This window comes from Bacillus sp. DJP31, from assembly GCF_049310945.1.
In the GTDB taxonomy this organism is placed as follows: Bacteria; Bacillota; Bacilli; order Bacillales; family SA4; genus Bacillus_BS.
In genome coordinates this window covers 58,860-81,651 of sequence record NZ_JBMERO010000008.1, presented here as the reverse complement: position 1 = coordinate 81,651, position 22,792 = coordinate 58,860, and the positions used below count along the sequence as shown (strand labels likewise).

The 22,792-nt window shown below is 37.6% G+C and carries 23 protein-coding genes and 1 riboswitch; of the genes, 21 read left to right on the top strand and 2 right to left on the bottom strand.

From position 1 onward, the window contains the following. Positions 1-234: 234 nt before the first annotated feature. Both ACOI1C_RS09655 and ACOI1C_RS09650 read right to left on the bottom strand, forming a co-directional pair. The gene (locus ACOI1C_RS09655) at positions 235-3,270 is read right to left on the bottom strand and encodes an efflux RND transporter permease subunit (protein WP_422510321.1); all 3,036 of its coding nucleotides are present in this window, start codon (positions 3,268-3,270) and stop codon (positions 235-237) included. A gap of 83 nt (positions 3,271-3,353) precedes the next feature. After that, complete coding sequence (locus ACOI1C_RS09650; RefSeq protein WP_422510319.1) at positions 3,354-3,929, bottom strand: TetR/AcrR family transcriptional regulator; 576 nt, start codon at positions 3,927-3,929, stop codon at positions 3,354-3,356. A 282-nt stretch (positions 3,930-4,211) separates the two neighbouring features. On the opposite strand from ACOI1C_RS09650, the gene ACOI1C_RS09645 reads away from it, so the two are divergent. From ACOI1C_RS09645 to ACOI1C_RS09545, 21 genes are all read left to right on the top strand, one after another. Beyond that, positions 4,212-4,568 carry a hypothetical protein gene (locus tag ACOI1C_RS09645; protein WP_422510317.1) on the top strand — a complete coding sequence of 119 codons (357 nt, stop codon included), beginning with the start codon at positions 4,212-4,214 and terminating at the stop codon, positions 4,566-4,568. Positions 4,569-4,627: 59 nt separating this feature from the next. Then, positions 4,628-5,410 (top strand): hypothetical protein, encoded by a 783-nt coding sequence (locus ACOI1C_RS09640; RefSeq protein ID WP_422510315.1) that lies wholly within the window; start codon positions 4,628-4,630, stop codon positions 5,408-5,410. Positions 5,411-5,538: 128 nt separating this feature from the next. Further along, positions 5,539-6,279, top strand: coding sequence for a FixH family protein (locus ACOI1C_RS09635; protein WP_422510313.1), 741 nt, complete (start codon positions 5,539-5,541; stop codon positions 6,277-6,279). A 169-nt stretch (positions 6,280-6,448) separates the two neighbouring features. Further along, positions 6,449-7,516 carry an EAL domain-containing protein gene (locus ACOI1C_RS09630; protein ID WP_422510311.1) on the top strand — a complete coding sequence of 356 codons (1,068 nt, stop codon included), beginning with the start codon at positions 6,449-6,451 and terminating at the stop codon, positions 7,514-7,516. 168 nt (positions 7,517-7,684) lie between these two features. Continuing rightward, the gene (locus tag ACOI1C_RS09625; protein ID WP_422510309.1) at positions 7,685-7,915 is read left to right on the top strand and encodes a hypothetical protein; all 231 of its coding nucleotides are present in this window, start codon (positions 7,685-7,687) and stop codon (positions 7,913-7,915) included. 43 nt (positions 7,916-7,958) lie between these two features. Beyond that, positions 7,959-8,933: a YbgA family protein gene (locus ACOI1C_RS09620; protein ID WP_422510307.1), complete on the top strand. Its 975-nt coding sequence runs from the start codon at positions 7,959-7,961 to the stop codon at positions 8,931-8,933. Positions 8,934-9,032: 99 nt separating this feature from the next. Beyond that, positions 9,033-9,935: an alpha/beta fold hydrolase gene (locus ACOI1C_RS09615; RefSeq protein WP_422510305.1), complete on the top strand. Its 903-nt coding sequence runs from the start codon at positions 9,033-9,035 to the stop codon at positions 9,933-9,935. Positions 9,936-10,100: 165 nt separating this feature from the next. Next, on the top strand, positions 10,101-10,541 hold the full coding sequence (locus ACOI1C_RS09610) for a hypothetical protein (protein ID WP_422510303.1): 441 nt from the start codon (positions 10,101-10,103) through the stop codon (positions 10,539-10,541). A gap of 114 nt (positions 10,542-10,655) precedes the next feature. Further along, positions 10,656-11,534 (top strand): NAD(P)-dependent oxidoreductase, encoded by an 879-nt coding sequence (locus ACOI1C_RS09605; RefSeq protein WP_422510301.1) that lies wholly within the window; start codon positions 10,656-10,658, stop codon positions 11,532-11,534. Further along, positions 11,531-12,094 carry an HAD-IA family hydrolase gene (locus tag ACOI1C_RS09600; RefSeq protein ID WP_422510299.1) on the top strand — a complete coding sequence of 188 codons (564 nt, stop codon included), beginning with the start codon at positions 11,531-11,533 and terminating at the stop codon, positions 12,092-12,094. Before ACOI1C_RS09605 ends, ACOI1C_RS09600 begins: the two co-directional genes overlap by 4 nt. A gap of 381 nt (positions 12,095-12,475) precedes the next feature. Further along, positions 12,476-12,558: riboswitch (cyclic di-GMP riboswitch) on the top strand. Between the two features lie 58 nt (positions 12,559-12,616). Then, the gene (locus tag ACOI1C_RS09595) at positions 12,617-13,864 is read left to right on the top strand and encodes a diguanylate cyclase domain-containing protein (RefSeq protein ID WP_422510297.1); all 1,248 of its coding nucleotides are present in this window, start codon (positions 12,617-12,619) and stop codon (positions 13,862-13,864) included. Between the two features lie 71 nt (positions 13,865-13,935). Continuing rightward, the gene (locus tag ACOI1C_RS09590) at positions 13,936-14,334 is read left to right on the top strand and encodes a nucleoside 2-deoxyribosyltransferase (RefSeq protein WP_422510295.1); all 399 of its coding nucleotides are present in this window, start codon (positions 13,936-13,938) and stop codon (positions 14,332-14,334) included. After that, positions 14,331-14,750: a VOC family protein gene (locus tag ACOI1C_RS09585; protein ID WP_422510293.1), complete on the top strand. Its 420-nt coding sequence runs from the start codon at positions 14,331-14,333 to the stop codon at positions 14,748-14,750. Before ACOI1C_RS09590 ends, ACOI1C_RS09585 begins: the two co-directional genes overlap by 4 nt. A gap of 297 nt (positions 14,751-15,047) precedes the next feature. Beyond that, a complete protein-coding gene (locus ACOI1C_RS09580; RefSeq protein ID WP_422510291.1) occupies positions 15,048-16,250 on the top strand; it encodes an acyl-CoA dehydrogenase family protein in 1,203 nt (400 codons plus the stop codon). 37 nt (positions 16,251-16,287) lie between these two features. Further along, complete coding sequence (locus ACOI1C_RS09575) at positions 16,288-17,061, top strand: SDR family oxidoreductase (RefSeq protein ID WP_422510289.1); 774 nt, start codon at positions 16,288-16,290, stop codon at positions 17,059-17,061. A 155-nt stretch (positions 17,062-17,216) separates the two neighbouring features. Continuing rightward, positions 17,217-17,519: an SDR family NAD(P)-dependent oxidoreductase gene (locus tag ACOI1C_RS09570; protein ID WP_422510287.1), complete on the top strand. Its 303-nt coding sequence runs from the start codon at positions 17,217-17,219 to the stop codon at positions 17,517-17,519. Between the two features lies 1 nt (position 17,520). After that, a complete protein-coding gene (locus ACOI1C_RS09565) occupies positions 17,521-17,970 on the top strand; it encodes an SDR family NAD(P)-dependent oxidoreductase (RefSeq protein ID WP_422510285.1) in 450 nt (149 codons plus the stop codon). A gap of 87 nt (positions 17,971-18,057) precedes the next feature. Next, positions 18,058-19,677, top strand: a complete 1,620-nt coding sequence (locus ACOI1C_RS09560) for a long-chain-fatty-acid--CoA ligase (protein ID WP_422510283.1) — start codon at positions 18,058-18,060, stop codon at positions 19,675-19,677. 95 nt (positions 19,678-19,772) lie between these two features. Continuing rightward, positions 19,773-20,333: a TetR/AcrR family transcriptional regulator gene (locus ACOI1C_RS09555; protein WP_422510281.1), complete on the top strand. Its 561-nt coding sequence runs from the start codon at positions 19,773-19,775 to the stop codon at positions 20,331-20,333. A gap of 266 nt (positions 20,334-20,599) precedes the next feature. Then, positions 20,600-21,484 carry a 3-hydroxyacyl-CoA dehydrogenase family protein gene (locus tag ACOI1C_RS09550; protein ID WP_422510279.1) on the top strand — a complete coding sequence of 295 codons (885 nt, stop codon included), beginning with the start codon at positions 20,600-20,602 and terminating at the stop codon, positions 21,482-21,484. A 205-nt stretch (positions 21,485-21,689) separates the two neighbouring features. Beyond that, positions 21,690-22,760, top strand: a complete 1,071-nt coding sequence (locus tag ACOI1C_RS09545; protein WP_422510277.1) for a phosphotransferase family protein — start codon at positions 21,690-21,692, stop codon at positions 22,758-22,760. The last annotated feature ends 32 nt before the right edge of the window (positions 22,761-22,792 follow it).

Sequence of the window (22,792 nt, the reverse complement as noted above, 5' to 3'; positions counted from 1 at the left end):
AAACCTTTCAATTATAAGCGGAAAATATAATATATCATCCGTTTTTTCATTTTATAAGCCGAATTCAAAAAAATATAAGCCGAGATTGACTATTTATCGGGATTTATCCATTTATTTACATTGACAGTACTTCTTATTTAAATTAATAGAACGTGAGAATTTCAATTCTATCTCTGTCACTAAATTTTTTCTAAATAAAAAACAGGATGAACAAATCATCCTGTTTTTAACCAGTTACGCTTGCGTTTCTTTTCTTTCCTTCCGTGACTGCTTAAAGAAAAACAGTTCATACACGACCGGTACAATGATCAATGTCAAAAGGGTTGATGTTGTTAAACCGCCTATAACGGTAATTGCAAGCCCCTTTGAAATTAACGTTCCAGCTGATGTTGTGAAGGCTAACGGAATTAACGCAGCAATCGTTGCGAATGCTGTCATTAGGATAGGACGTAGTCGCGTTTTACCAGCCTCCATTAAAGACTCACGAATAGCCAATCCTTTCTCTTCACGATTTTGATTAATGCGGTCTACAAGCACGATCGCATTTGTAGTAACGATACCTATAAGCATTAAGAAACCAATCATTACACTTACAGACATAGGTTCTTTTGCAATGACTAATCCAAAAAACGAACCAATTGGTACGAAGATGAGTGAAGAAAGAATAATAAATGGAATTCTCGCTTTACCGAATGTGATTAACATCGTTAAATATACAAGACCGATGGCGATTAGCATCGCTAAACCAAGCTGTTGGAAAGTCTCAACGGTATCATCACTTCCACCGCCACCCTCAAATTCCACACTGCTAGGTAAATCCAATTCAGTTTTAACACCTTCCACTACATCTGATGTCACTGCCTGAATATTTGTATCATCAATCTGGGCTTCAATACGGGCAAATACTTTTCCATCTAACTTTTGGATGGAAGTATACGTGTCAATTTCCTCTACATTGGCAATATCACCTAAAGGGATAGGACCCTGCTTTGTAAATACGACTAGATCTTCAATCTCATCAGGCGAAGTGATTGATTCGTCATAGGATAGTTGAACAGATCGGTCTACATCGTCAAGAGCTAGGTTTCCAATGGACACAGGCTTAGTTTGGTCAGAAATAAGACCAAGTATTTGGAAGCCTGAAACCCCATACTGTGTAGATTTCTCAGGATCAATACTTACTATGAGTTGCTTTTGCTTTTCTGAAAAGTTATTGGATACATATTTCAGCTTATCATTTGTTTTCATGTAGTCTTCAATCGTTTTTGCCGCTTCTTGAAGGTCATCTAGATTGGTAGAGTATAAATCTACGACCACATTATTGTTTGTTGGCGGACCACCAGATGCTAGCTCTTGAATTCCGAGCTTTGCTCCAGGTGCTACTTCATCGGTAATTTCCTTCATGTCAATCTCTAATTCTTCTATTGCTGAACGAACATCAGCATCTTCAGATAAGTTTATGAAGTAATTTGCTTGATTCTGACGCTTTAAACCGGTGTTGAAATCACGTGAACCAATACCAGCAGTAACTTCTAAGATATCTTCGTTTTCATCAAACATTTCTTCTAATTTTAAGGATACGTCATTTGTTTTCTCCAAAGATGTAGAAGAAGGAAGTTGTACACTAGCTACTAGTGTTTTCTGTTCTTCGTTTGGTATGAACGTAAAGCCAAGACCAGGAACTAAGGCCATTGAGCTTCCTAATAAAACAATGGATAAAACGATGATGAGTAGCTTGTGATTTAGGGACCAAGCAATGGCCTTTCCATAAAAACGTTGTAAACCATCTTCCTTTTCCTCTTTTGGTACCTTTTTAAATGAGTACTTTGAAAGAATAGGAACAATGGTTATCGCCACAAGTAAAGAGGCTAGTAAAGAAAAAATAACTGTTAGCGCAAAAGGTAAGAAGAATTCCCCAGTAATACCACCAACAAATCCTAAAGGAAGGAAAACCACAATGGTTGTTAGTGTTGAAGAGGTAATGGCTTTTAGAATTTCCTTTGTGGAAGATTCAACCAATTCGTTTGAGATTCCACTTTGTTCTTTTCTAACCCTTCTGAAGATGTTTTCGATGACGACGATGCTATCATCTACAACACGCCCAACTGCTACGGCCATTCCCCCTAGAGTCATGACGTTTAATGAGATATTCATTTGGTTTAGGAAGATTGCCGAAACCAATAATGAAAGTGGAATCGAAATGATGGCGATAAAGGTCGCTCTAAAATTTCGAAGGAAAATTAGGACAGCAATGGATGCGAACAGTGCACCTAATAAACCTTCCTTCACTAGTGTCTCAACTGACTTCTCAATGCCTTCTGCAGAGTCAAAGCCAATCGCGTAATCTACTCGATCAGAGTAGCTATCTAGCACTTCAAGAACCTTATCGGCAACTTCAACTGTGTTGGCATCTTGTTTTTTTGTCACGGCCATCGATAGTGATTCTTTTAAATTGTAGCGTGTAAACTCAGGCTGGTCTGTGACCGTTTCAATTTTAGCAATCTCTGATAATTTTACAGGTTGTGCTTCACTATTGAAACTAGAAGTAAGCTCAATGTTCTTTAGTTCTTCTAGCTTTTCGATTTTTTCTTCTACCCTTATTGGTATTTGGAGCTCACCAGAGGTGATTGTACCAGCTGGGAAAGAGAATAATTTTTGGTTAATTTGATTTTTTATTTGCTCTAATGATAACCCGTAAGGTTCAGCAAGCTCTTTATCAACTGTAATTTGAACAAGCTCTTCCTTGAGTCCACCTACAGAAACAGAGTTAATACCTTGTATCTTATTAAGCTCTGGGATAATTTCGCTTTCTATTATTTCCTCTACATCTGTATCTCCCTTTGCAAATAATGAGATATTGAAGATAGGGAAAGCACCGAACGAAAATCGATTTACTTCTGGCTCTACATTTTCAGGTAGTGATGTTTCCTTAATGGCAGCGTTAATCTGCTGCTCGACTTGGTCCATATCCGTATTAAACGGAAATTCAAGACTCACGATACTAATATTTTCAAAAGAGGAGCTTTGGATCTTCGTAACTCCTTCAATTCCCTTAAGTTTTTGCTCTAGTTTTGATGTCACTTGATCATTGACATCTTCAGGAGAAGCGCCAGGATAGAAGGCCTCAATTGATATTTGCGGAAACTCGATATTAGGGAGCAAATCTAATTTAAGCTTGGAAAAGGAATATAAGCCTCCTAAAATGAGTAAGAAAGAAAAAATAAAGACCGCGACAGCATTTTTTAAGCTAAACCTTGTTAAAAAGTTCATAAAAACCTCCATTTATTTGTGATAGTGAATAATAGTTTATAGTACTGACTGTTCAGTCAATTATAAATACAAAGGGCTATGGCCTATTGATTACGTTGACCACTACAACCATTTAGGAATAAGTTGACCGAAAACAATACTGCTTTTAACAAGGAAGAATAATCAAAGTCCGGATTAAAGAATATATCTCGTTGATAACTATCGAGTATCCCGGAAAAACATTTTGCATGCTCTTTTGGACCTTCAATACCTTCTTGCTCTAGTAAATCCGAAACATACTGATTGTAGTTCCTAAAGAAGGTGTGCAACGTTTCGATCATAGCTGGATCATTGTTATATGCCTGTAGGAACATACTAGATCGTTCTCTATTTTTATAAAATATGTTCAAATGCTCTTCTGCAATACATATTAATTTATCTTTGAGAGTGGAAAATCGATCGACCTTCTCAGAAAGGATGACTATATACATTTCAAACTGTTTGGCATGCATAGCTGAATATAATTTCTCTTTTGATTCAAAGTATAAATAAATGGTCCCTTTAGAAACATTTGCTCGTTCAGCAATTTCAATCATTTTCGTATCGAAGAAGCCCTTGGATCCAAACACCTCCCTTGCAGCATTCAATATTTTTTCTCGTTGTCCTTCTCCTCTTACCAAAGGTTAAAAACCTCCTCGTGAGTACCCGTCGGTCATAATATAAAACAACATTAAATTTGTGTCAATGTTAAATGTGCTTTCTATATGCTATATGCATGTTATGTGTAAATGAACTAAAATTCATACAAGAATGAATCGACCAATTGCTACTACCTTTTTATGTGAGTTAACTAATTTAAGCACACAAGAATAGAAGAAGAAGGGAAAATGAAAATGAAAGGAGGGCTATGCGTATATTCTTTTATCTTGTGAAAACACTAAGTGGAAAAAGGAGTGCTTAAATTGACTAGTTTATTCATGAAGGTCATACTATGTCCACTTATTGTCGCAATGGCCTCGTATATATTGCCTAATGTAAACTTTACTAGTATGTTTCAACCAATTTTAATTGGGCTTGTTTTAGCAGGTGTTGGGACTGCTATGGAATATTTGATTTTAAAGAGAGGTACATTGTGGATTAGTACTTTCCTTGATTTTGTGGCTTCAATTCTTATAATAGTTGGACTTGCTGCATTTTTGGACGGAGCTGAGGTTACCATATTAGGTGCAATAATTGTGAGTCTTTTCTTAGCATTTACAGAGTATTTCACACATTTATTTTTAATCCGTTCAGATAAGACCGAAAAATCACCTGCATAGTATCATTTTAGAACATCAATATCTTTCAATGTGAATATCCTTTCATGGGAGGGATTATATTGAAGGGTTTTTTTATGACAAAATCAGGTCAACACGTCACTTTTGTAAACAAAGGAGAAGAAATCTATCCTTTTATAGAAATCTTTATGAATGGACGATATTTGGGAGCATTTTGCTTAAAAAAGGAATTATCAATGCAGCTTCCTGAAGATGAACATTTAAAGCATGCTTATGTAATAGGCTATGGAGAAGACCACAACGGAAGAAACTTTTCAGTTAGAGAGGAATTTAGCTGGAGAGAAACTGGACTCATCCAGCCTGGTGAAAAGAGTTCAACGGATTATCAAGTAGGGGATATACTAGTTGCTTGTGATAATGTGGATGGCTTACCTTATGGATACATGGGGCATGCGGCACTTGTAGTCGATGAAAAGAATATCATAGAAGCTGTTATGTCAGACCCGATCATTAGGAAGGTGCCTATATCTCAATTTGTCGAGCACCATCCCATTTATGCACAATTTAGACCAAAGGATAAGGTGCTAGGTGAGAAGGCAACAGCATATGCAGAAAAATACTTAGCAGAATTTCAAAGGAATGAAAAAAATGGTATTTCGAAGCCTATCTTCTATTTTACTATAAGTACTCCTTTACATGATGAATGGACCTATATATATTGTTCAAAGCTAGTCTGGCTTAGCTATCACTTCGGTGCTAACCACACATTTCCAGAGGATCACCTTTGGTTTGCCCCTGAGGATTTATACACAATTCTAAGTAGCGATCCAAATTTTAAGGTAATTTATAGTCATCCAGATTACAAGTTTTTCATTGATTTATGATTCAACACATTTGTATTAGATTTTTTTGTCACGAAAATGTCAATGGAGTGTCGTTTGCTTTGTTATTAAATAGACTATAATTGATAACATGTTTATGACGCTATTACTTGATGAGGTGACAATAATTGATGAAAAATATACGTCGGGTGAGTTTTGGTCTCATCTTTGTTTTGTTAGTGGGATGCAACGATGTAAATGGAGACAGTATTGATACAGTGATGCCTGCAATACTTGAGGTTCTAATTCAAACATCGTCTGAGAATCCAGTTGTTGGTGAAGAAGTCTTGATTGAAGCCATTGTTACCCAAGCAGGTGAAGCTGTAGATGATGCAAATGATGTAAGTTTTGAAGTGTGGGAAGCAAATAGTGATGACCATGAAATGATTGTAGGGGAACACGGCACTAAAGGGGTTTATTTCACAAGTAAGGTATTTGAAACAGGTGGGGAATATAATGTTGTCGCACATGTAACAGCACGAGATCAGCATACAATGCCTAAAATAGAGCTTATAGTTGGGGCTGCAACAGAAGATACGGCACAAGAGCATTCCAACCAGGAACACGATCATGAAAAACGTAAGCTCAGCATTGATGTAAAGCTACCAGAAGTAGTAGTTGCAAACGAGTTATTGCCAATTGAAGTGATTGTACTTCATGAGGAGAAACCTCTATTAGATGCCCAGGTAAAATTTGAAATTTGGGGTGAAAACGAGAGTCGTCATGTTTTCATTGATGCTAAAGAGAAATCAGATGGGAATTATGCAGCATCTTTTGAGGTTAAGCAAAGCGGGAAACACCATATTGTAGTACACATACAGAACGATACACTACATGAGCATATTGAGCGGGAAGTTGTAATAGGGCAGTAGAGTAAAATGGTGATGATCTATCTCCATTTTTTTTTATTATTTTGTCGAAAATAGTATAAAAATACTAGGAATAAAGGTATTATTAGGGTAACTAAATTTTTTTTTTATGGTAAATTCAGCTTACATTTATATTGAAGAAGCGATTCAAGTAGGAGGGAACTACAAAAGTATGACTTGTTCACAATGCTCGGAATTAAAATCAATTAGCAATGAAGGATTTATCACCATTTTTTCGAAGTATCCAGAAATTATTAGAGTTGTCTTAGAGGAGTTAAATCCTCAAAAACTTATTAACAACCAATCTACTTCCTTTACATTTGAATACTTCTCTCTTGTTCAATTAGAGCTTGAAATGGATGCCATTCAAATGATAGTAGATTCGAAATTTGAACTAGATGTCGACTTAAATGTGTCGCACCAAAATAAAGAGAACAGCTCTGAGAGTTTTCCACAAATGCTTCAATTCTCTGAAATGTACAATCGGATCAAGCATCCAGACTTTATTCATGTCATTAAAAACTCATACTTTACAAACCATATTCAACCCATATTATCATTAAAAAGTGACGAAATTGTAGGGTATGAATTTTTACTTAGACCTTCTCATCCAGAGCATACCTTTTCGCCTTATCAACTCTTTTCATTTGCTCAAAATGCAGGTTTACAAGCGATGCTAGATGCAAATGCTAGAAAGCAAGCCATTAAGTATAGTTCGGAGCATTTACCAACAGGCATGCTTCGTTTTATCAATTTTTTACCGTCTTCAATTTATGATCCAAGACATTGCTTAAAGAGTACGTTTGAAAATATTGAAAAATATCACGTTGATCCTAGTGACCTCGTGTTTGAAGTAGTCGAGACTGAGAGAATTGTAGATATTCCTCACTTGCAATCGATTTTTAAAGCCTATAAGAATGAAGGTATTAAAGTAGCATTAGATGATATTGGTGCTGGTTATGCTACTATTGACGTGTTAAAACAATTACAACCTAATTATGCCAAAATTGATCGCGATTTAATTTCTGATTGTGATAGTTCCTTAGAGAAACAGGATCAATTAAAGAGAATATTAGAAGTTTCAAAAGAGTACAATATCCAAACACTGGCTGAGGGTGTGGAGCGTAAAGAAGAATTAGAATTCTGTCGGTCAATAGGATTCGACTTAGCCCAAGGCTATTATATCGCGAAGCCAAATGCGCTGCCTATAAATGATGAAGTTGAAGCTACCCTAAAATAGGTGGCTTCTTTTTTTCGTGAAATGTAGTCAAAGTAAAAGGTATTCCACTCCAATTTACATACTTTTTTATATATTGGTAAAAAATGAGGTAGACATTTTACTATCCTCCTCTTTACTAATCAAGTAAGAGGCATCATCTCAAAAAAAGAAGTATTGGAGTGTTCAAAGTTGACGAACTCACAGGAATCAAGAGAAAATAAACCTCAACATCAGTTTCATCCTGAGGGGAAACAGGAGAGCATTATTAACGACTCAACAGCATCAGCAGGAGATGAAATGGGTATTGCGATTGATATGGATCCCAAGAATCCTTATCAGTTTCGAAACTCCTATGATCACACCCCAAGTGAGGATCCCGAGTTAAAAAAGTTCCAAGATACATTTAAACATAATTCTTAATATAAATCTTCACTAGAACTGGTTGGTTAAATGAGGGATTGGAATGTATAGAGAAAATAAGCCTAAAATAGTAGTGAGCAAGTGTTTGGAGTTTGAAGAATGTCGATACAATGGCGATGTGATTCATGATCCTGTGGTTAAAAGACTTCAATCATTTGTTGAATTTATCCCAGTCTGTCCGGAGGTTAGCCTAGGGCTAGGTATCCCTCGGGAGACGATTAGAATTGTCGAAAATGATGGCCAAAAAAAGTTAGTTCAGCCTTCCACTGGGAGAGATTTTACTGATAGAATGACCGAATTTACATCTGCATTTTTATCAACTATAGAAGGAGTAGATGGATTTATTTTAAAAAGTAAATCACCTACTTGTGGGATGAAGGATGTTAAGGTATATAGTGGATTACAACAAGCACCTGTGATCGGTAAGACTAGCGGCATTTTCGGTGGCGCAATCGTGGAACAATATCCTTTTCTAGCAATAGAGGAAGAAGCCAGACTCAGTAATTTTTCCATTCGAGAACATTTCTTCACAAAACTTTTTACATATGCCTTTTTTAGAAGCTTAAAGGAGCAACAACATACCATACAATCCCTCATTACGTTCCACTCTCAAAATAAATATTTGTTTATGGCCTATAATCAAACGACGCAAAAAGAGCTGGGACGAATAGTAGCTAGTTATAAACAACAATCGATAGAGGAAATTTATTCTTTATATGAGAGTCAGTTACAGCGCCTATTTGCGAGAAAGCCTAGGGATCAAGCTCATATAAACGTATGTGAGCATATTATGGGCTATTTTAAAAAAGATCTTACACAAAAGGAAAAGGCGTACTTCACCTCGATTCTAGAAAAATACCGTGATGAAAAGATTCCATTGAGCAGTGTGACAAGTATATTAAAGTCATGGGTAATTCGCTTTGACAACGAATATTTGTTTACCCAAACGTATTTTGAGCCTTATCCTGATGAGCTAATAGAGATTAGTGACTCGGGTAAGGGGAGGTCCTATAACTAGAAGAAGTGTTGTAGAATAATACCTTACAGAGTCTGTTCAAAAAGGAGGACAAAAAGAGCAAAGAAGTTCGAGGAAGCGAAGTCTTGAGCACCGGAGCGTATGTTTTGTATACGTGAGGAGCGGAGAGACGAGCTGACGAAGAAATTTGAAGCTATTTTTGCCGGACTTTTTGAACACCCTCTTACAGCAAGAAAGGAGAGAGGGTTTGTGCATAGACATAGCAAGAGATTTGATGATTTAACCTTATCGTATATTGATGAGGGTAGCGGAGAAGTCTTAGTGCTACTTCATGGGTTTTGTGGAAGTCCTGCCTATTGGGAAAAGATCATTCCGGCATTGAGTGAGGGTTACCGTGTGATTGCTCCCGCTTTAAGAGGACACGGGAAATCAAGTGCGGTCTGTGACTCCTATACAATTGAAGACATGTCTTCAGACGTTAAACGTTTATTGGAAGAATTACAAATAGATAAAGTAATTATGTTTGGACATTCACTTGGTGGGTATGTGACATTATCCTTTGCAGAACAATACCCAGAACACCTTTCTGGCTTTTCACTTGTTCATTCGACTGCCCATGCAGACAGTGACGAAGCAAAAAATGGCCGAACAAAGACAATTGAACTTATTGGACAGAACGGGATCGAGCCGCTTATTAAAAACCTTGTCCCAAAATTGTTTGCTCCAAAAAATCTACAATCGATGACAGACGAAGTAGAATTAGTGTCTGAAATTGGTTTGAACACGAGTGTATCAGGTGCAAAAGGTGCGCTATGGGCAATGAGAGAACGATTAGATAGGCATGCTGTTTTAAGCCAGTCAAAGGTACCAATTTTATTAATAGCAGGTGAGTTTGATCAAATCATTCCAAAGGAAAAAGTGTTTTCAGTAGAATCATCTATGATCAAGCAAATCGTTTTAGAAGATGCAGGACATATGGGGATGGTCGAGAAACCAAAAGAACTTGCAACCATCATGCAAGATTTTATAAAAAACTTGCAATAGAATCTCAGTCCAAATAGGGTTCTATTTTTGTAAAAATAATGATACTACATAAAATAAGTAGTAAGTCTTAGTTTATTTCCTCAGAATATTGAAAAGTAATCTCCCTGTTGATATACTAATTATAATATGATTAAATTTTCAGAAAAATATGAACAGGGGGAAGAAATGAAAAAGAACTTTTTGTACTTTATATCTGTATGTGGACTTATATTGACTTTGGTGGGTTGTGGTGGAGAAAATGAAACCACAGAAGGTGAGGTTAGCTCACAAAGTACGATCGACGGTGTAATTGATTTGTATGTGAAAGCAATTCATACTGAGGATACTGATTTGTTATTAACAACCATTCATCCCTTTTCAGCGCAACATATTGAACTAAGAGGATATTATGATAATGATTTTGCCCAATTTGATTATGATGTAAAGAAAGTAAGTACAAATGTGGTAGAAGAAAGTGAAACTAGTGCTATAGTAGAGCTTGTTTTTTCTAAGACCTTAGTCGAGGAAAAGGGAGAAGGCAAAAACGAATTAGCTGAAGGTGAATTCACTCAAAAGCTAACTTTAAAAACACAAGCTGAAGAGTGGGTTATTGATAAAGTTGAATAAGAACACAAAAAAGCATTGATTAAGAGTCAATGCTTTTTTGATGTTTTATAAGCTGTTGCAAAATGGTACTATACTGGTAGAAGCTAATAAGAAAATAAAGGCTGGGAAGTTAGCATGAATGATCAAAAGAAGATAGGTTTCATCGGGACGGGCGTAATGGGAAAAAGCATGGCTACTCATTTAATAAAGGGTGGCTATGAAGTACATATTTTTACAAGAACAAAAGGAAAAGCAATAGACCTTCTAGATATTGGGGCTATATGGTGTGAACAACCTTCTGATTTAGCACGAAGCTGTGATGTCCTTATTACAATGGTTGGATATCCTGCTGACGTTGAGGAGATTTATTTTGGTGAACATGGACTATTAAACAATGCTAGGCTGGGTGCGTGCTTGATCGATATGACAACATCATCACCTAGTCTTGCGGGTAGAATTTATGACATGGCAAAGGGTAAAGGGCTTTATGCGCTGGATGCACCAGTATCGGGTGGAGATATTGGTGCCAAAGATGCCACTCTTACAATTATGGTAGGTGGGGATTTAGACGCATTTGAACAAGTGAGACCCATTCTTTCATTACTTGGAAAAAATATTAACTTACAAGGATCAGCAGGAGCAGGGCAGCATACGAAAATGTGTAATCAAATTGCGATTGCTAGTAACATGGTAGGTGTGTGTGAAGCGCTTGCCTATGCCAAAAAATCTGGATTAGATCCGTTTACTGTTTTAGCATCTATTTCTGCTGGTGCTGCTGGAAGTTGGTCTTTATCTAATTTGGCTCCCCGTATTATTCAAGAAAACTTTGAACCTGGCTTTTATATTAAGCACTTTATAAAAGATATGAAAATTGCATTGGAAGAAGCCGAGAAAATGGACCTCTTTGTACCAGGTTTATCATTAGCCAAAAAGTTGTATGAGCAGCTTTCAGACCTAGGCGAAGACAATAGTGGAACGCAAGCTCTTTATAAGCTTTGGAGAGAGACAGAGTGAAATTATTATGGGATTTCGACGGTACAATATTTGACACCTACCCAGCGTACACAAAGATTTTTCAAGAGGTTCTCGGTGAAGACGTTTCATCTAAAGAGATATTTAGCATGCTTAAACTATCATTTACATACGCGATTCAGCATTTTCAACTTTCCCAAGAGCAGGAACAAGAAATTAGAGATAAAAGTGATGAAATTAGACCAGTTACCCTACTACCCTTTCCATTTGTTGAGGGTGTCTTAAAAGCTAGTGATACAAACGTTATTATGACTCATAAGAAACGTAAGGAAGTAGAGGAAATACTAACTATTCATGGGTTTGATCATCATTTTGCTGAAATAGTAGCTGGAGACGATGGGTACCCTAGAAAGCCAGATGCCACATCCTATCGTTATTTACATGATAAATACAATCTCGATCTGGCTATCGGAGATCGAGAGCTAGACATTATTCCTGCAAAGGAAATAGGAATGAAAACATGTTTGTTTCAAAATAAGTCGGCTAAAGCAGATTTCTATTTGGATGATTATAAAGCTTTTTTTAGTGTAGTTGTTTTTTAAAAATGTACTCCTCATATATTTCCATTAGCATCTAAAAAACTAATGGAAACTTGTAAGGGGTGAACTAATTGGATAAACGTACAAAAAAGAATGATCCACAGCAAAAAAAAGATTTGACTCTAGTACTGTTAATTCTGAATTCTCTCATGAATTAGTTGTGCCAACACAAATATGATTCACAAAGACAAAGCAAAGAAAGAAAAAAAGGCGAAAAACAACGGTGAATACAAAGGATAAGTAAAAGATATATAGACAAGTGTCAAATTCAATTTGGCACTTGCATATATTAGCTATAAGGAATATAATATTTACAAAAAGTAGGTCTATTGTCATTAATTAGAATTTGAGAAATACTAGATTAGTAGGTCTAAAAAATCATATACAATGAAAAGGCAAAGCTATGGAAACATAGTGACGCAAAGCTATAGGGACTAAGGTTATTACTAAGTTAGCCAGCTACCGTTTCAAGAGACATCTTGGAAAACGGGATGTTTTTTTATTGTGAATTTCGAGGGGATATAAGTGAATAGTCCGTCAACTGTAAAAGGGTCAAATGAGGTTCTGTTACAAGCACAAAATATAGTGTTCGAGTTGATAATAAACAATGCTCCTAACAATATTATCTTTAGTAAAATTTCCGAGAGCTTGGACAAGCTATGTCCTGGTGTTCAAACAGTTGTTCATGAAGAAGACGAGCATTTAGGAATCATAGAAACCGAGTTAGGAAGTTGGTCCATACCGATACAATCTGCATCCGGTAAAATGATTGGTTACATCACTTTCTATCATGTACGAAAAGGATTCCCCGATCCATACGAATTTGAGTTCATAAAGGCTTTCGCTAATATAGCAAGTATGGCTGTTGAAAAAAGAAGATTGGAACAAAAATATTTAAAAAGTGAAGAGCTCAGTAGATTAGTTGCCAACAATATATCTGATCTTGTAAATGTCATTGATTTAAACGGGGAAATTGTCTATGCATCACCCTCTCATTTAACGATCCTAGGATTAGTAACAGAAGAGATAGTAGGGAAAGATGCTAGTAATTACTTACATCCAGAAGACCAAATCGGCATTTCGCAATATATGAGTGAAATTATTTTACATAAGACAGCAATGGTTACAGAATGCCGAATTAGAAAGTCAGATGGAGAATACATTGTTGTAGAATCAAGGGGTGTCCCTGTCTCAACTCAAGAAGGTACTATCGAGAAAATTGTCATTGTTTCTCGTGATATCACGTCAAGAAAGCATGCGGAAGAAACGATTCGTTTTATGGCCTATCATGACTCCTTAACAAGTCTTCCTAACCGAAGAAAATTCAAAGAGAAGTTAGAGAAAATGCTAGTATCTGCGAAGAAAAGAAATGATTCATTCTGCCTTTTATTTATTGATTTGGATAACTTTAAAACGATAAATGATACGTACGGTCATGAAGCAGGTGATCACGTTCTCATAAAAGTGGCAAACCGACTTAGGAAAGGGTTAACAGAGAATCAATTTATTTCTAGATGGGGTGGAGATGAATTCGCTATTTTAGTTAACTCCTGTGATCACTCAAAAGCATATAGATTAGCAGAGGAATTACTAAATGTCATGGATAAGCCTTTTGTGTTAGAATGTTGTGAGGTAAGGATTACTCCTTCGATTGGGGTTAGTACGTATCCAAGAGATGGGGAAGATTTGAAGTCTCTTATCGATAAAGCTGATAAAGCAATGTACCGAGTGAAGGATTCAGGGAAAAATAATGTAACCACTTATTCAATTTAGACCACTTCTAATTCTAATGACGTGGTTATTTTTTTATGAAATAGTCGAGGGTAGTTTCAAGGAGGTATGAAATGCGCTTTTATATAGCTTCAGGATTTGAGAATAAAGAACTTGTGAGAAAGGTGTCTACTACTCTTGTCAAGAAAGGATTCACTCATACATATGATTGGACAAGGAATGATCGAGCAGACTCATTTCAGAAGCTTCACTCCATTGGAGAAGCAGAAAAAGAAGGTGTTAAAACTGCTGATATTTTAGTTGCCCTTTTACCAGGTGGGAAAGGTACACATATTGAGATTGGTATGGCCATCGGATATTACAAATCCGTTTATATTTACTGCGCAGATCCTATTGAAGAACCATCCCTATCATGTACGTTTTACCATATTGATGGTGTTAGATTAATTCATGGACCGATTTCTGAATTAATAGAGGTCATATTCCGTGATTTTCAGGAAGTGATTAGATGACTAGAAGTGGAATGCTTCACCACATAGAACTATATGTATCCGATTTAAAGAATAGCTTAGCCTTTTGGGACTGGTTTCTAAGAGAATTAGGATATGAAGTATATCAGAAGTGGGAGGCTGGACAAAGCTACAAAATTGAAGAAACTTACCTCGTCTTTGTTCAAACAAAGGAGAAATACTTACACATACCTTATCATCGTAGTGGGGTAGGTTTAAATCATCTTGCCTTTCATGCAGAATCCCGTGAGCAAGTTGATCGGATTGCACAAGCTGTCAAGGAACAAGGACTCAACATGCTATATGATGACAGATATCCATACGCAGGTGGAGAAAATTATTATGCCTTGTTTTTCGAGGATCCAGATCGCATTAAGGTTGAACTCGTTGCACCGGCAGAAGACTTAGAGTTATCGTGACGAAAGGGAATGAACCATGAACTAATCATTCGAAAAGCAGAGGAAAAAGACATAAAGGACATAGCAAAAGTCCATGTAGACAGCTGGCATTCAACGTATAAAGGAAATCATTGCCAAAACAAGATAAGATTTAAATCTACTAAAAAATCATACGAAAACCCTACCGTCATATAAATATAAACGGTAGGTTTTTTTGTAGTAGCTTTTTAGAAGTATTTACTTGAATTTTCTGATAAATATTGTATAGTGAAGATATACATACCAACTGGTTAGTAGGTAGAGGGTGGGTGAATCATCTTGAATTTTTCGTATTCGGATAAAGTTAAGCAGCTTCAAGGAAAGCTGACAACCTTTATGGAAAAGAACGTATATCCAAATGAATTGATTTATGAGGAGCAGTTGAATCTTCAACCTACAAGATGGGCGAATGTTCCGCCAATCATGGAAAGTATGAAGGATAAAGCGAAGCAAGAAGGTCTTTGGAATTTATTTTTACCAGATAGTGAATTAGGAGCAGGACTAAGTAACGTAGAGTATGCACCTCTTTGTGAAATGATGGGTCGATCTCTAATTGGACCTGAAGTGTTTAACTGCAATGCCCCTGATACAGGAAATATGGAAGTGCTGGTTCGATATGGGTCACAGGAACAAAAGGAAAAATGGCTGCGCCCTTTATTAGAGGGGAATATACGCTCATGCTTTACGATGACTGAGCCGGATGTGGCTTCCTCGGATGCAACCAATATTCAGGTAAGCATTATTAGAGATGGCGATGAGTATGTGATTAATGGTCGAAAATGGTGGTCGTCTGGGGCTGGGGATCCACGTTGCAAGATAGCCATTGTGATGGGTAAGTCTGATTTCATGGCGCCAAAGTATGAACAGCAATCTATGATTCTGGTACCACTTGACACAAAAGGAGTCAAGATTGAAAGACTTCTATCGGTATTTGGGTACGATCATGCTCCACATGGTCATGCTGAGATAACTTTTGAGAACGTCAGAGTACCCGCGTCAAATATGATATGGGGTGAGGGAAAAGGCTTCGCGATTGCACAAGGAAGATTAGGTCCTGGTAGAATTCATCACTGTATGAGATTAATTGGAGCAGCTGAGAGAGCACTTGAGGATTTATGTAAGCGCGTTCAACAGAGAGTCGCATTTGGTAAAGTTTTAGCAGAACAGGGTGTTGTTCAGGAATGGATTGCCAATTCAAGAATAGAAATAGAACAAGCACGGCTCCTAACGTTAAAGGCAGCCTATATGATGGATACTGTAGGAAATAAAGCAGCAAAAGCAGAGATTGCGATGATAAAAGTTGTTGCACCAAATATGGCTTTACAAGTTATAGATCGGGCGATTCAAGCTCTTGGTGGGGCAGGCGTTAGTGAAGATTTCACTTTAGCGGCACAATGGGCTAATGCTAGAACACTAAGGTTAGCCGATGGACCTGACGAAGTACACCGAGCACAAATTGCCAAGCTAGAGCTTCGTAAATAGTAGAATACTAGTTTTCAAGTAGGAGGAGGTTAAAGCAATGCATGTCAAAGACCTTTTTGATTTATCTGGTAAAACAGCGATTGTAACTGGCGGAGGAAGAGGGCTAGGGGAACAAATTGCAGTTGGTTTTGCAGAAGCGGGTGCTAATGTCGTCGTATGTTCTAGAAAAGTGGAGGCATGTGAGGAGGTCAGCCAGAGGCTTAGAAAACTAGGCGTAAAATCTATCGCCTTAAAGTGTGATATTACCAATCAAGAGGATGTATTGCATGTTGTTGAAGAGACATTAACTGAATTTGGACGCATCGATATTCTTGTCAATAACAGTGGTGCGACTTGGGGAGCACCTGCTGCCACAATGCCTCTAGCAGCTTGGGAAAAGGTTTTGCAAGTAAATGTTACGGGAACATTTATCATGTCACAGGAAGTAGGGAAGGTCATGATTGAACAGAGGTCCGGGAAAATCATTAATATTGCCTCTGTTGCAGGTCTTGGTGGGACAGATCCGCGTTATATGGACACAATCGGTTATAACACAAGTAAAGGAGCGGTCATTACTTTTACAAAGGATTTGGCTGTTAAATGGGGTCAGTTTAACATCAATGTAAATGCTATTGCACCTGGATTCTTTCCAACGAAAATGTCAAAAACCTTAATTGAACATGGAAAAGATCATATCCTTGCCACAACTCCATTAAACCGATTTGGAAACGATGATGATTTAAAAGGAGCTGCACTGTTTCTAGCTTCTGAGGCGTCTAACTTTGTGACTGGGAATGTGTTAGTAGTGGATGGTGGAACACACGCAATGTAGGGGAGGCAGGACTAAAATGAAGCTGAAATTTTTCAGTGTGACGTGATTACCACCTAAAGTGACGGGAATCACTCACAGTATGATTTTATTTAGAACTCATATCATTAGTAGGTTCCATGAATGAAAGAGGATTCCAATCGATCGGAGGTGTGAAAATGAGATTATCTGGAAAAATTGCCGTAATTACTGGTGGAGCAGCTGGAATTGGGCGAGCAACAGCACACCGCTTTGCAAAAGAAGGGGCAATAGTCGTTATTTCTGATATAGACGAAGATGGCGGTGCCAGAACGTTAAAGGAGCTTCAAGAAATCAATCCAACCGCGCTTTTTATCAAGACAGATGTCTCGAAAGAAGAGAATATACAACATGTAATCGAAACCACGATGACGAAATTTGACCGAATAGATTTATTATTTAATAACGCTGGAGTTGGGAATTCAAAAAAAGAAGCTTGCTGAAATGACAGTTGAGGAATGGGAACATGTAATTGACATTAATCTTAAGGGTGTATTTCTTGGAATGAAATATGCAATACCCGAAATGATGAAAAACGGTGGTGGCTCTATTATTAATACATCCAGTTTACTTGGTCTAAAGGGAAAAAAGTACCTATCTCCTTATAATGCATCGAAGGGAGGTGTAATTCTTTTAACCCAAAACGCTGCTGTTGAGTATGGATCGAAGGGGATTCGTGTAAATGCGGTTGCACCTGGAATGATTGATACTTCAATTGTGGAGGGGTGGCGACAAAATGAAAGAGTTTGGGACGTTATGACAAAGGCGAATGCCCTTGGAAGAGTCGGCAAACCAGAGGAAGTAGCAAATGCTTTGTTGTTCTTAGCATCTGATGAGGCTTCCTACATAACAGGTAGCACTATTCTAGTAGATGGTGGGGTATTTACTTACTAATGAAGTAACCATCTTATAAATAAAGGTAAGCACACACCATGATCCTGCATCCTTCTTTACAAAAAACAATTTTGGGGGAATGTAAAAATGAATAATAAACCAGGGTTTGACTGTTATCCGGAACATATTGCTACAGATATTGAAATCCCAAACAAGTCCTTACCCCAGATTCTTCAAGACACCACAAAAGGATATCCAACCAATATTGCCCTTTCGTTTTATCATAAAGAAATCACCTACACGGAGCTTTCAATGGCAGTTGGTGCTTTCGCTTCTGCCCTTCAACAAAAAGGTATTAATAAAGGAGACAGGGTCGCTATTATGCTACCTAACTGTCCACAGTATGTCATATCCTTCTATGGAGCCTTAACCGTTGGTGGGGTTGTAACTCAAGTCAATCCCATGCTTGTCGAAAGAGAGCTTCAACACATTCTAAAGGATTCAGGAGCAGAAACGATTGTCATTTTCGATGCACTTTATCCGCGTTTTAAAGCAATTCAATCTGAAACTACTATTAAAAATGTTATTGTCGTTAGTTTACAGCCTACTGAGCATTCTTTTGAACCAGATCAAGTTTTTGATCATTTCTTACGTTCTGGGAATGGAAAAGTAAGCTATGTAGAAATAAACTCTATGGAGGATGTGGCGGTTCTTCAATATACCGGTGGAACAACAGGACGTTCTAAAGGAGCCATGCTTACTCATCGAAACCTAGTAGCGAACATTGCTCAATGTGTTGAATTTTTTAAGGATGATTTTACTTTTGGTCAAGAATGTTTTTTAACGGTTATACCTATGTTCCATGTATTTGGGATGACTGCATGTATGAATTTCGCCATATATACAGGGGCAAATAGCATTATGCTACCTCGTTTTGAATTAGAAGAGGTTTTAAATACAATTAAAGAAAAGAAGCCGACAATTTTTCCAGGTGTACCTACCATGTATGTGGCCATTACAAATCATCCAGAAGCTGAAAAATATGGAATTGATAGTATTCGTATGTGTAATAGTGGAAGTGCCCCAATGCCAGTTGAGCTACTTCGTGAATTTGAACGAAAGACAGGTGCAAGGATATTAGAAGGCTTTGGGTTGTCTGAAGCTTCACCTGTAACACATTGTAACCCTCTATTTGCTGAAAGGAAGCCAGGCACAGTTGGAATTGGATATCCTTCCACCGAGTACAAGGTAGTTGATTTAGCAGATGGAATTCATGAAGTACCCCCAGGTGAGCTTGGAGAACTCATTATTCGTGGACCTCAGATTATGAAGGGGTATTGGAATATGCCAGAAGAAACAGCGAATACTCTTCGTAACGGCTGGCTCTTTACAGGTGATATTGCTCGGATGGACGACGAAGGGTATGTTTCAATCGTAGACCGCAAAAAGGATATGATTATTGCCGGTGGATTTAATATTTATCCACGTGATATAGAAGAAATATTATATGAACATCCTTCGGTTCAAGAAGCAGTTGCTGTAGGAGTACCTGATGAGTATCGCGGGGAAACGGTAAAGGTAGTACTTGTATTAAAGGCAGGAAAAGAAGCGACAGAACAGGAAATCATGCTGTATTGCAAAGAGAATATGTCAGCATACAAGGTTCCTACAATAGTCGAGTTCCGCACAGAGCTACCAAAGACAAATGTCGGGAAGATATTAAGACGTGTGATCAAGGAAGAGAATAATACGAAGCAGACGAACTAAGAGTTTGAATGTGTATAATGCTAGCTTTCAAGGAGTGTTGGACAATGTGATATACTTTTCGTTAGAAATGATTGTCAGATTGTGAGGAAGATAAGGTGAAGGACAGAATTACAGAACAAAGTATACGACTTTTTGAGAAGAAAGGCTTTTCAGAAACGTCGATCCAAGATATCGTGGATAGTCTTGGTGTAACAAAGGGAACATTTTATTACTACTTTTCTAGCAAAGAACAACTGCTTATGGATATTCACATGAGTTATATAGAAGATATGATTTTAAGACAAGAGAGAATTTTATATGATTCCCAAAAAAGTTGTAAAGAGAAGCTATATGAAATGGTCTTCATGTTAATTTCCAACATTGAATCACAGGGTCCAAGTGCTCGAGTCTTCTTTCGTGAAATGAGAAACTTAAGCGCGGATCATCTTTCAGAGGTAATTCCTAAGCGGGATCTATTCAGACAAAACCTTCAGAAGCTTTTAGATGAAGGAAAGGATAAAAAGGAATTTAAAGTAGAACTTCGTTCAGATATCGTTGCCTTTGGCATTTTAGGTGTAACAAATTGGAGTTATCAGTGGTTTAATCCGAATGGATTGACACCAGACGAAGAGGTAACCCGAATATTTGTTGATATGATTCTACAAGGTATTGAATGATAGGGGGAGAGAGTTAAGACTTCCCCTTTTTAATTGGAAAAGTAGACATCATTGGATTTTTTTTGTGTCCGTGAACCTCTTGATTTGATGAGTAGCGGTAACCAAAGGTCAAATTGGTGGGAGTGACAGCCCAAAAAAGTGGATAGCGGTAACCTAAAGCTGTACATGGACCATGATTCTCCCCAAAAAAAGTGTATATGTATTTCTGTGACTCCAAATTTTTTTGAAATTTAAATACCAACCGGTTAGTATAAAGGAGGAAAATCATGAGTGAACTTCAAATCAATCGGATAGTAGTTGTTGGTGCTGGACAAATGGGACATCAGATTGGAATGTTAGCTGCTCTTGGAGGCTATGAAACAATTATTCAAGATTCTAACGAAGCAGCCATTCAAAAAGCCAAGATTTCATTAAATGGTATCATGACAAAGTGGGTAGAAAAGGGAAGATTAACAGAAGAACAGATGCATGCAGCCTTCGAACGTTTGCAATTTACGACACAGTTAGAAGAAGCAGCTAGAAATGCTGATTTTGTCATAGAGGCTGTTGTTGAAAAGTTGGAAGTTAAAAGAGAAGTTTTCCAACTCCTTGACAAGCTCACACCTCCTCACACGATTCTAGCTTCAAACAGCTCGACAATCGTTAGCTCCTTACTAGCCGAAGTTACATCTCGTCCTGATAAGGTTTGTAATATGCACTTCTTTTTTCCTCCACTAGTCATGGATTGTGTGGAAGTGGTCATGAGTGAACAAACGTCGGAGGAAACAGCAAAAATCACTATGGAGGTTTGTAAACAACTAAACCGTACTGGGGTCCTGCTTAAAAAAGAAGTCTCAGGGTTTATTGCGAATCGAATCTTAGGTGCTCTTCAAAGGGAGGCGGTTTCTCTCTATGAATCTGGTATTGCTGACTTCAAGGACATCGATATCATTTGTCGGAAAGCCCTCAACCATCCTATTGGTCCTTTTGAATTAATGGACTTGTCTGGTATAGATATTGGGTATTATGTGATGCAGCAACGATTTGCTGAAACGGGGGATCCGGCTGATCAGCCACCCCAATGCATTCAAGAAAAGGTTGAACAAGGTCATCTAGGAAGAAAAACGGGAAAAGGCTTCTATGATTATGAACCAATACAAGTGAAAAGGTAGTGGCAGCTGATTATATTCTAAAAGAGGATGTTCAAAAAGTCCGGCAAAAATAGCTTCGAATTTCTTCGTCAGCTCGTCTTTCCGCTCCTCACGTATACAAAACATACGCGCAGGTAGCTCAAGACTTCGCTTCCTTGAACTTCTTTGCTCTTTTTGTCCTCCTTTTTGAACAGGCTCTAAAAAGAATACTAGTGGAGGTGTGGAAATGAATGAAACAAAAGGCTTTCAAGATACCATTCCTGTTCGTTCCGGAGAAATGCTAGAAGTAGAGAGATTAACTGCATTCTTAGAACAGCAGTTTGATGTTGGAAAAGAGCCTCTAGAAATCAACCAATTTGGTTCAGGTCACTCAAACTTAACGTATGAATTAAAAATAGGTGAGTGGAAGTCGGTTTTGCGTCGGCCACCGCATGGTCCAGTTGCACCGAAAGCGCATGATATGGAACGGGAATTTAGCATTTTACGAGATTTACATCCCGTGTTTCCACTTGCACCAAAACCATATGTGTTCTCAGAGGACACCTCTATCGTCGGCAGTCCGTTTTATCTAATGGAAAGAAAAAGAGGCTTTGTGTATGATACTTCTTTTCCGAGTGACATAAGTGTGACATCGCAACTTTGTCGTACTTTATCAGAGACAATGGTCGATACACTCGTAAATCTTCACTCTATCGACTATAAAAAAACTAGACTAGTAGAGTTTACCCAGCCAGAAGGCTTTATGGTGAGACAGGTAAATGGCTGGATTGGACGTTATTCTAGATCTCAAACGGATGAGGTTAAAGGTTTAGAAGAGCTGACGAAATGGTTAGTATCAAACATACCCACCTCACAGGAACCAACTATTATTCACTATGATTATAAATTAAACAATTCGATGTTTTCATTTAAAGATCCAACCCAAATGGTTGGCTTATTTGATTGGGAAATGGCCACGGTTGGAGATCCACTCGCTGATGTTGGTGCTGCCATGAGCTACTGGATCGAAAAAGACGATCCACAAATACTTAAGTATGGATTAGGAAAACCCCCTGTCACAATCAATGAAGGATTTTTTACAAGAAAAGAATTTGTAGAACTTTACGCGAAAAAGAGTGGAAGAGATTTAGCGAACATTCACTTTTATATAACCTTTGCTTATTTTAAGCTTGCTGTTATCTGCCAACAAATCTACTATCGCTTTAAGCAAGGGCAAACTAATGATCCAAGATTTGCGAACTTTCATCTTTTTGTAGAAAGCTTAATAGAAATTGCATTAGACAATAGAAAAATTTAGAAATAAGGTACATATGTGCATGATTTCTTAGA